General features: G+C 60.6%; 8 protein-coding genes and 1 pseudogene. 5 read left to right on the top strand and 4 right to left on the bottom strand.

All coding sequences use genetic code 11. The features are described from left to right. Positions 1–308: pseudogene (locus tag EN893_RS07260) on the top strand (SDR family NAD-dependent epimerase/dehydratase); the annotation flags it as partial. Beyond that, complete coding sequence (gene galE, locus EN893_RS07255; RefSeq protein WP_127270642.1) at positions 305–1,384, top strand: UDP-glucose 4-epimerase GalE; 1,080 nt, start codon at positions 305–307, stop codon at positions 1,382–1,384. The pseudogene EN893_RS07260 and the gene galE, both read left to right, overlap by 4 nt. Here galE and EN893_RS07250 read toward each other — a convergent pair. Next, on the bottom strand, positions 1,338–1,766 hold the full coding sequence (locus tag EN893_RS07250) for a hypothetical protein (RefSeq protein WP_236383104.1): 429 nt from the start codon (positions 1,764–1,766) through the stop codon (positions 1,338–1,340). The two genes, galE and EN893_RS07250, sit on opposite strands and share 47 nt — an antisense overlap. A 349-nt stretch (positions 1,767–2,115) precedes the next feature. Further along, on the bottom strand, positions 2,116–2,619 hold the full coding sequence (locus tag EN893_RS07245) for a DUF995 domain-containing protein (protein ID WP_127270645.1): 504 nt from the start codon (positions 2,617–2,619) through the stop codon (positions 2,116–2,118). Positions 2,620–2,947: 328 nt separating this feature from the next. Here EN893_RS07245 and EN893_RS07240 point away from each other — a divergent pair, with 328 nt between their 5' ends. From EN893_RS07240 to EN893_RS07230, 3 genes are all read left to right on the top strand, one after another. Further along, positions 2,948–4,573, top strand: coding sequence for a glycosyltransferase family 39 protein (locus tag EN893_RS07240; protein ID WP_127270647.1), 1,626 nt, complete (start codon positions 2,948–2,950; stop codon positions 4,571–4,573). A 188-nt stretch (positions 4,574–4,761) separates the two neighbouring features. Next, complete coding sequence (locus EN893_RS07235) at positions 4,762–5,688, top strand: lysylphosphatidylglycerol synthase domain-containing protein (RefSeq protein WP_127270649.1); 927 nt, start codon at positions 4,762–4,764, stop codon at positions 5,686–5,688. Positions 5,689–5,732: 44 nt separating this feature from the next. Then, the gene (locus EN893_RS07230) at positions 5,733–6,734 is read left to right on the top strand and encodes a glycosyltransferase family 2 protein (protein ID WP_236383117.1); all 1,002 of its coding nucleotides are present in this window, start codon (positions 5,733–5,735) and stop codon (positions 6,732–6,734) included. A 261-nt stretch (positions 6,735–6,995) separates the two neighbouring features. On the opposite strand, the gene EN893_RS07225 is transcribed toward EN893_RS07230, so the two are convergent. Then, positions 6,996–7,406, bottom strand: a complete 411-nt coding sequence (locus EN893_RS07225; RefSeq protein ID WP_164748862.1) for a hypothetical protein — start codon at positions 7,404–7,406, stop codon at positions 6,996–6,998. A 251-nt stretch (positions 7,407–7,657) separates the two neighbouring features. After that, positions 7,658–9,538, bottom strand: coding sequence for a cellulose synthase catalytic subunit (locus EN893_RS07220; protein WP_127267683.1), 1,881 nt, complete (start codon positions 9,536–9,538; stop codon positions 7,658–7,660). Positions 9,539–10,006 lie beyond the last annotated feature (468 nt).

The following is a 10,006-nucleotide window of genomic DNA, read 5'->3' as shown; positions in this document are numbered from 1 at the left end:
GCTTTGTCCGGCTGATGAACGCGCCGAGCGCGCCCACCCACCCGGTCAATCTCGGCAACCCTGCCGAATTCACCATCATGGAACTGGCGACGCTGGTCGTCGATTACACCAACGCCCGATCGAAGATCGTGCATCGGCCGCTGCCCGTCGACGATCCCAGGCAGCGCAAGCCGGACATCTCTTTTGCCAAGGCCAATCTCGGCTGGGAGCCGAAAATCAGCTTGAGCCAAGGGCTCGCGCGCACCGTCGAGTATTTTGACACCCTGCTCTACGGAAACCGCATTGCCAGAGGAGCTGCCGCCTCATGAGCCGGCCGGCAGTCCTGGTGACGGGTGGAGCCGGCTTCATCGGCAGCCACACCTGCAAGCAGCTGGCCTCCGCCGGCTACATGCCGGTGGTTTTCGACAATCTGAGCCGCGGCAACGAGAGATCCGTCGCCTGGGGCCCGCTTGTCGTCGGCGATATCCGGGATCGGGATGCATTGAAGCGGGCGATGGAAACGCACCGGCCGACGGCTGTGATCCATTTTGCGGCGCTGGCCTATGTCGGAGAGTCCGTTCGCGAGCCGGCCGAATATTATTCAACCAATGTGACAGGCACCATCGCGGTGCTCGATGCCGCACGCGCTTGTTCGGTCGAAAACATCATCTTCTCCAGCAGCTGTGCGACGTACGGCGTGCCGGAAGTATTGCCCGTTCGCGAGACCTCCTCGCAAAATCCGATCAGCCCTTACGGGCGCTCCAAGCTGATGGGCGAACAGATCATCGGCGACTATGCTTCCGCGTATGGAATGAAATTTGCTATCCTGCGCTATTTCAACGCTTGTGGCGCCGATCCCGACGGCGAGCTTGGTGAGTGGCATTCGCCGGAAACCCACCTGGTTCCCAGAGTGCTCATGGCCGCATCGGGCATCATCGACGCGATCGAGGTTTTCGGCACCGACTACGACACGTCGGACGGCACCTGCGTAAGGGATTATATCCACGTCACCGATCTGGCCCGCGCCCACCTGAAAGCGCTCATGCATCTCGAGGGTGGCGGGCAAAGCCTGGCGGTCAATCTCGGCACCGGGCGAGGCGTCTCCATCAAGGAAATCGTTAAGGCGGTCGGCCGAATGACGTCAAGACCGGTACCGGCAGTGTTCAGAAGCCGGCGCGCCGGAGATCCGGCGGAGCTCTACGCCGATCCGGGAAGCGCACGCGAACATCTTGGCTTTGTGCCGGAACTTTCAGACATCGACACGATTGTCAGGACGGCCGCTCCTTTTTTCGGACTGAAGACCAGGCCAATGAAACTGCCGCCAGCCAGGGCGGCAACGTCGGTCGCCGCTCGACGGGTCAGAGATAGCGGGGGCGACAGCTCGCGCGCTGGCCAAACCCGCTAGGGCTGCAGATATAAGGCGAGCCGCCCGAGAACGTGCCGCCATCGCCAGGATTGAACGAGATTTTCACCGGCGCCGGCGTGCTGGCTCTGATCCGTTGCGGTGGTGCAAAGGCGTAGGCACTTTCGGTTCCTGTTGTGCTTGTCATCTGGATCGGAAGGTCGGCCCGGAGCGAGCGCACGAGAAATCCGGCCTGCACGGGCTGGCTGCGGATGGCGTGGACCACAGGCTTGACGAGGACCGAATTGGTTTCGGTCGCATCCATACTCTGACACCCTGCAACCACAGAGATCATCGCCGCGGCCGCAACGATAACCACGATATTTCTAATAGATACGATATTTTTGCTTGGGTTGACTGCACCCATCGCTGAATTGTTCATCATGTGTCCCTTGCTATCAAGTATAAGCCAAGGGCGCATCGCGACATACTATGCTTCGCCGCTCTCACGCCGCATGAGTGACCACTCGCACATCACTCGTAAATATTAGACATCACTAATTATTAAATTTCATCAAAACCGTATGGTAGGGCCCATCGTCTCGTCGTTCTGTCAGATAAAGTTGGATGCCATCAACCAGCGATCCGCGCGCCTACGGCTCCAGCCGAACTGCTTGATGTCTTACCATAAGCGATTCGCCAGATCCCTGACAGGTGCCTTGCAATTGCAGTCCGCTCTCGAAAGCGGGATTGAGTGATTTTGTTCAACTCGTCAGGATGGGTCGGCTGCGTACCTAATTTTTGGAATCGACCAGCTTGCGGGTCTCTTCGAACTGCGCGCCCTTCGGGTTACCGACTTCGAATTTCCGGTATTCGTCGGAAGCATCCTCGGGAGATCGCTTGAAACTGTACCATTCCCCATCCGGATCCTCGCGTTTCTCGATGTTCCCGCCCTGAATCCGGTGGCTGTAGCAGGTGCGTTTTTGCTTGCCGGTGTAGCCCTTCGACCGCCAGGCGAGTTCCATGCACATCTTACCGTTGCTGGTGACCAGCCATCTGCCCGCCGCGAAAGATGCCGTGTCCGGCCCGGACGTCCAGGCCTCGAGGCGTCGATTGCCCTGTGCGAAATAGGCTGCTCCGTTTTTCCACACCCATGTGCGATCGGCGTAAAGAAGCGACAGCTCGTAGGCAGTCGGAACGGTGGCGACAACCGCTTGCGCCGGTCCGCTGTCTTTGGCGGCAGCCGCGTGCGCTGTTCCCGAAAGCGCCGTCTGGCCGCAGAGAGCCAGGAGAAACATAAGCTGCGTGCAACTTGCGAACCGACGGGGTCTGTGTTGCCGACGGTCGACGCAAAGCGGCGGCAATCTGGTCAGATCTGTCGGTACAATTGGCGTGCGCATGCCTGTTTGGCCCAAGGTAGCACTATCAGCGCTCTGACAGCCTAGGAAACTATTTAACAGTCGCGAGAACGGTGATGTCAACCTTCGCCAAGCGGATAAACAACAACTATTCGAGACACACGCAGCCGCAATCGTCAAAATTAAGAATTGCGTCGTATATTCCTCCACCTCCGACAATCGCGCTCAAAAGCAACATCCGCAGACGTTAGGGAGGACGCGGTTTCAAATGACGGACGACCCGGAGTTGAATCAGGCCGAAGGTCAGCAATACCTGCAGTCAAGCGACCGGGAGATGGCTGCTAGCAGCACCCTGAGCCCCAACATGGCGATATTGCTGGGCATCCTGTTCATTGCGGTCGTGTTCAGGTTCCACAACATCACCTTGCCACTCGTCGATGCCTTCAGCTGGCGCGAGGTAAGCACGGCAATGATGGCCGACAATTTCCAGCAGCGCAGCTGGAACATCTTCTTTCCGGAGGTCAGCTGGACCGGACCCGGGCCAAGTTATCAGGGCCGCGAGTTCCAGATCGTCAGCTATCTGACCGCCCTGCTCTATCAACTCTTCGGCTGGCACGACTGGTTCGGCCGCATGGTAGCGGCCTTCTTCGGTCTGGTGACGGTGTTTTCGCTGCACAGGCTAACGGCGTTATGCTGGGACGAGACCCACGCTCACGCCGCGGCGCTTGCCTACGCGCTGATGCCGGCGGCGATCATGATCGACAGCTCGTTTCTTCCCGATCCCGCGATGCTGGCCCTGGTGACGCTCGGCGTCTGGCTGTTCGCGAAATACTGGGCCGGCGGCAGCGGCTGGCTCCTGCCGCTTGCCACGGCGAGCTTCTCGCTCGGCGTGCTGGCAAAGCCGCCGGGCCTCGCCGCCGGCGCCGTCATCTTCTACCTCATGGTTTCCTGGGTTCTTGAGAACAAGCGAAAGCAGGCGGCCAAGGTCTTCCTGTTGGGGCTTTTGAGCTTGGCCATCATCGGCGCCTATTTCAGCTGGGCCATTTATCTCGGCCGCAGCTATCCGCCGTTTCATGTCGCGGGCAGCGGCTATATCTGGGATTCCGGTTTCTGGACATTCTTCAGGAACAGCTTCTACTTCAAATCCGTATGGAACACCTCAGTCTGGTGGTTCTACGGCTATCCGTTCATGGTGCTGATCGCGATCGGCTTCTGGCTGCCGCCCAGACCCGTCGAAGACCCCAAGCAACGCACTCTTTCGGCCATCCCTTATGTTTGGCTGGCTGCGGCCATCGTCATCTATCTGGCGGCAGCGCGCGAGATCACCAGCAATCCCTGGAATTACCACATCTTCCATGTGCCATTCGCGATGTTCTGCGGCCGCGGCGCGTTTCTCCTGGCAACGCTTGCATCGGGACCCGTTTTGTCCCCGGCGGTCGTGCTGCGCGCGATCTGCATCGCGGCCGTCACGCTGGTCTGGTCGACTTTTCCCCTTGTCAGAACAATGAAGACGCCGATCGCCATGAATGGCAAGCTGCTTGGCGACGAACTGGCGCGGTTAGCGCAGCCGGGCGACCTCGTCGTCGCCATTGCGCCCGAGGTCGGCGATCCCGTCGCCGTCTACTACAGCAGAGCGCGCGGCTGGGTGTTCCCGCCTGGCGGCGGCGATGTCGAATGGTCGAAATTCGTAGCGGACGATGCCACCGCGATCGCGCAGCTCGAGGAATTGCGCGCGCAAGGCGCGGACCTGTTCGGCACGGCCAAGAACGCCGCGGACAAGCAGGACCGGCTGTTCCTCGAGCATCATGACGGGGTCATCGACTATCTCGGCAAGACCGCAACCAAGCTTGTGGATTCGGACGATTTGCTGGTCTATAGGATCAGCCGTCCATAGAACCGCGACAGTCTGGGGCTGTGGGCCTTGGACAGGATATTGTCCCGACGGTTCGGCGGTCGCGTTCTCCTGCCGAAACTCGGCAAGCCGGTGGGCCAGGCGAACCGATCCCCGATGGCGGTAGGGATACTCGGGCACCACGCGGTGCTGCCATTTGAACTCGGCGGTGGAAACCGGCGGAGAATTGGTTGAAAAGAGCAATCTCAATAATCGTGACCCTGGCCCTACTAGCGTGGGTCGCCAGCGACTCGCGCTGGAAGATGGTGGGCGATGCTTTCGCGAGCATCACGCCCGGCGCTTTCGCGGCCGTGGCGCTTGCGCTGTTCGTCACCTACGTGCTGCGCGCGCTGCGCGTCTGCGACGAGTTCCGCGAGGAGGTGCATGGCCGTTTCGGCGCCTGCCTGCGCGTCATTCTGATCCACAATGCGATGATCAACGTCGTGCCCTTCCGCGGCGGCGAGACGGCATTTCCCCTGCTCCTGCGCCAGGTCTTCGGCATACCGATCATGCGTGCCAGCGCCTCGCTGCTGTGGTTCAGGCTGCAGGACGCCTTCGTCGTCGGCGTGCTGGCCCTGGCTGTGTGGCCGGGCCTGCATCCGGCGATAAGAATCGCGGGCGTGGCCGCGGTAATCGCTGCCGCCTGGTACCTGCCGCGCTGGGCGCGTGCGCCGCATGACTGGGCAGGCCGCGGCAAGATCGTGGCGAAACTCGGCAGGCTGCGCGATGTCTTCACCGAGGCGACCGGCCGATCGCGTTATGGCTGGTGGTGGACGATCGCCAATTGGTCGCTGAAGCTCACTGTGCAGGGATGGTTGCTGGCAATGCTACTGGGGACATCCTTTTCGACCGCCTTTCCAGGCGTCGTCGGGGCCGAAGGCGCCGCCATACTACCGGTGCAAGGCGTCGCCGGCTTCGGCACCTACGAAGCGGGTGCAGCGGCGGCGCTGCTCACCTCCGGCATTGCCATGAAGAGCGGCCTTCAGGCAGCGCTGGCATTGCATCTGTTCATCTTCTGCTCGGCAATCGCCACGGGTGCGATCGCCTGGCTGTTTCCCTCGAAATCGACACTGCCGGGGAACCCGGCCGTCGGCCCTGCAAGGAAGCCATCCCTATGAGCGTATTGCCCATCCCTGCTTCGGGACTGCCTGACGGCGCGGTGATGCCGGACCATACACTGTCCATCGTCGTGCCCATGTACAACGAGGCCGAGAACGTCGAACCGCTGCTGGTGCGGATTCACCAGGCGATGGAACGCTACGGCCAGCCGTGGGAGGTCGTGCTGGTCGATGACGGCAGCACCGACGCGACGGTGAGCGAGATCAGGCGCCTGGCGGCGCATTACGGCCCGCATGTGCATGCGGTCGAGCTGGTGCGCAACTACAAGCAAACCGCCGCGATGCAGGCCGGTATCGACGCAGCGCGCGGCGACGTCATCGCCACGATCGACGGCGACCTGCAAAATGATCCCTACGACATTCCGCGTATGGTCTACCGCCTGTTGAGCGAGGATCTCGACCTGGTGGTGGGCTGGCGCAAGGATCGCCAGGAAGGTTTTTTCATGCGCAGGCTGCCCTCGCGCATCGCCAACGCGCTGATCGCGCGCGTCACCGGGGTGCGCCTCAAGGACTATGGCTGCAGCCTCAAGGTCTATCGCGGCAACGTCATCCGCAGCGTCAAGCTCTATGGCGAGATGCACCGCTTCATCCCGGCATGGCTGGCCACGGTGACGACCCCCAGACGCATCGCGCAGGAAGTGGTGACGCATCACGCCCGCATCCATGGCCAATCCAAATACGGCATTTCGCGCACCTTCAGGGTCGTGCTCGATCTGGTCTTCATGTACTTCTTCATGCGTTATCGCACGCGGCCCGGGCACTTCTTCGGCGGCATCGGCATCGTGCTTGGCGCTCTGGGTTCGCTGATCCTTGCCTACCTGCTTTGCCTGAAGCTGCTTTTCGCCGAAGACATTGGAACGCGACCGATGCTGTTCACCGGCTTCTTCCTGCTCATCGCCGGGGTGCAGATGGTGACGTCGGGCGTACTGGCTGAAATGCTGGCACGGGTCTATCACGAAGCGAATGGAGCATCGGCCTATGTCGCGCGGCCACAGCCGGCGCGCAGTGACAATGACGGCTGGCTCCGCCCGAGCCGGCCATCATGAGGTGATCGGGACGCCATCGAGGCTCTCCGTCCCCAGCGTTGACCGGGGCAGTGGCTTCATCGATAGCTTGCTGGGAGGGATTTTGGTTTCAGGCCGACGGCGGACTGGCAGGGTTCATTGATCCCAGGAATGGCGGCCTGAGGGCAAGAGGCAAGGCGCAACGTCTGCGCCAACCTCTCGCCCTCGACTCGCGCCCCCTGGCGAATACAAGAGCGGCGGATCCTTCATTCAAATCGCGCCGCCACTTTTAGGTCTGATGGTCTAGTAGCGCGAACGGCAGCTGGCGCGCTGGCCGAAACCGCTCGGGCCACAAATCCAAGGCGAACGGCCAAGGAACGGGCCGCCATTGCCCAGACGGTAGGAGACCTTCACCGGCGCCGGCCTTCCGACCCGCTGCGGCCGCACGAAGGCCGCATAGGCCTCCTCCCTCGTACGCGTCACCATGGTCGTCTGTGTGAGCGGCTTGCGGTTGAACAGATGCAGCCGCTTCTTCTTGACGTCGTGCACCTTCTTGCCGAGCGTATGCACCACGGACTTTGTGCCGATCGAGCTGGTCTTGGTCGCGTCCTTGCTCTGGCAACCTGAGAGTATCGAGATCAATGCAACGGCGGCAAATGCACAAGCATATTTCGCGCCGATCCTTGCCCTTCTTTCCATACCTTTGTTCATCATTGTCCCCTACCACGAATATAATTCGTTGCAGCGCGGAGATCTATTTGCTTTTTTGGCTTCCGCGCCACGCGAGCAGCCTATCGCCGCTCACATCATGGATTGTATATTAGGGGAAACTTATTAAAGATCATGCAAACGACACGATGAACGCGGCCTTTCGGCAATCGATCGGATATAATTAAAGTTTGATCTTTGGGCTCGTGCCTGCAGCCGTCCAGAGTGCCGGCCCGCTACGCGGACGCCTCCAGCATTCAGCGCCGCGTTTCCCAACCTGGATCGAAGTAGAAATTGCGGCCACCGATGTTGCCCTGGCCGGCGCCGGAAACCACATAGGCGATGCGCACGATGCGCAGGCCACCGGCGCCCTGCTGCAGTCCGTAGACGCCTTCCATGCCGCGATCGTAGAAGCCCGCGGCGGGCACGATCAGCGCCAGCACGGCAAGCGACCCCTGAAAGGCGACTTTCGCCGCATTGGCGCGCAACGGAATCCTGTTTTCGATGACGTGCCTTACGACAATCACAACAACCAGCAGCCCGTAGAGGAAGGCGTTGAAGGCGGCGAACCAGTAGAAGCCGGTGGCATCGAAGGGGTGCTCAACGAGCAGGACAGGCAGTGCCGCGCCGATGGCCAGCGCCACATAGGGAGTGAGGGCGCGAGCCGGCAGAAGGTGCTTGGGGCCGCTGCCCTTGGGCGTGACGCGGAAATCGACGAATGATTTGGTCAGATAGTCGCGGATCGACGACAACGTGCCGGCCAGCACCCAAGGCCAACGCGCGAAGAAGAGGAACAGCGTGCCTTCCCAGCTGATCGTCTTGGCCGTCATCGGGCGCGAGAGGCCGAACGCCTTCAGCAGCATCACCAGGCCAACCAGCGCGACCGCGTTCGGCAGATAGTAGAACAAAAAGTCGAGATACATGACATTGGCGAAGTTGCGCCCGGTAGACAGCGCATAGACCGGCATGACGTACATCAGCAACGCAAAGACGGCGAACAGCGGATACCAGAGCTGGCAAAAGAGGAATTGGAATCTCAGCCGCGGCGACAGCTTTGGGAGATAGCTCGGCGAATATTCGAGCAGGATCGTCATCAGACTGCGCGACCACTGGAATTCCTGGGTGATGAGGTCGGCGAAGGTCTGCGGGCCATCGCCATGGGCGATGGCGTCGAGCGCATGCACGCCGTGCCATCCGGCCGCGTTGATCAACATGGAGGTGGAGTGATCTTCCGCCAGTTCAGGACCGAGACCGCCCGCCTGCTTCAGCGCCTTGGTCCGCACGGCATAATGCGAGCCGATGCAGAGCGGAGCTCCACCGCCCGTATGGCCGGACTGCAGCGGTCCGTGAAACATCCCTTCCGGAAACAGCCTGCCGCGCGCCGCCCAACTCTCGGCGGCGTTGTTGTCGCAGATGCTCGGCGCCGAGACATAGCCAACCGAGGGATCGGCGAAGGGAAACAGGATCTCCCTCAGATAGGTTGGCGTCGGTACATGGTCCGCATCCATCTGGGCGACGAAATCGTAACGCTCGTAGCCATAGTGGTCGTAGAAGAACGCCAAATTGCCTTCCTTGCAGCGCGTCCGGCGTGGCCATGTCGTGCGGTGATAGTCTTGCCTGCCGCGCCGCGTCGAAATCATCACGCCGTGAGCGTCGCACCAGCGAACTGTCTCTTCGGAGGGATCCTCGTCGGCCAGCCAGGTATCGTGCGGGTAATCCTGTGCCAGCATCGCTTCGAGCGTGCGCGCAACGACGGCAAACGGTTCGGAGGGGGCCTTGGTGACCACCATCGCGACCCGCGAACGCTTCGGGATCGTGTGAAGCTTGGACGGTTTTTTCGACGCATGCACGTTCAATAGAAAGTACAACGGCATGAGCGTGAGCCATACCAGGATGAGTGTTGCGAACGTGTATGGCCCGAGATGTTCGACATGCTCCGGCTTCAGCCACCAGATCCAGAAAAACCCAAGTGTGCAGAACCAGAAAGCCAGCGCCAGTCTCAGGATCCATTGCTGAAAGGCCGACAGCACGGGCACCAGAAAGGGTCCCTTCTGCGCAGTGACTGCCAGAGCCGCCTCAGATCGATGCGCCCGTCGGCTCTTATGGCCGACGACGCCATCATGCACGGAAGCACTCATACACTTACTCGCCCGCCACTTTGGGCTTCCGCCGACAAGGTGGCTGGAAGCTCCCAAAATCCCAGGATAGAATTAGCTAATGCTTTCTTAGCGTCAACTAAATTAATTGTTTGTTGAATATGATTCTTGAGATTTGGTTAACCTAATGCGTATCGGGGGAGGAATAGCCGCTACCGAGCAGTCAGTCTGGCGGCGAGCCGGCAAACTCTTCGGTGCTGGAAATTCACCGACGGGTCGAGGCAGTCGGAGGGGATCCGGCCAAAGCCGTTAACCATGTTGCGGTCGTCAAGGTTAAGCAACCGTTAATTGTGCTTGACTCTTGGCCCTGACCGGCTCTTAAATTAGCCAGGGATGATATATCGGGATTTTGACGCGAATTTGTGAGTATCGCGGCGAACTTTCTCTCGAACGCCCCCCTGTATAGGGGCTTGAGAGGTAATTTTGGGTGGCTCTGTGCCAGGTTCGCAC

It is taken from the genome of Mesorhizobium sp. M7A.F.Ca.CA.004.04.2.1 (assembly GCF_004022825.1).
GTDB lineage: Bacteria > Pseudomonadota > Alphaproteobacteria > Rhizobiales > Rhizobiaceae > Mesorhizobium.
The sequence above is the reverse complement of the archived record's forward strand: the minus strand, read 5'-3'. Positions and strand labels throughout refer to the sequence as shown.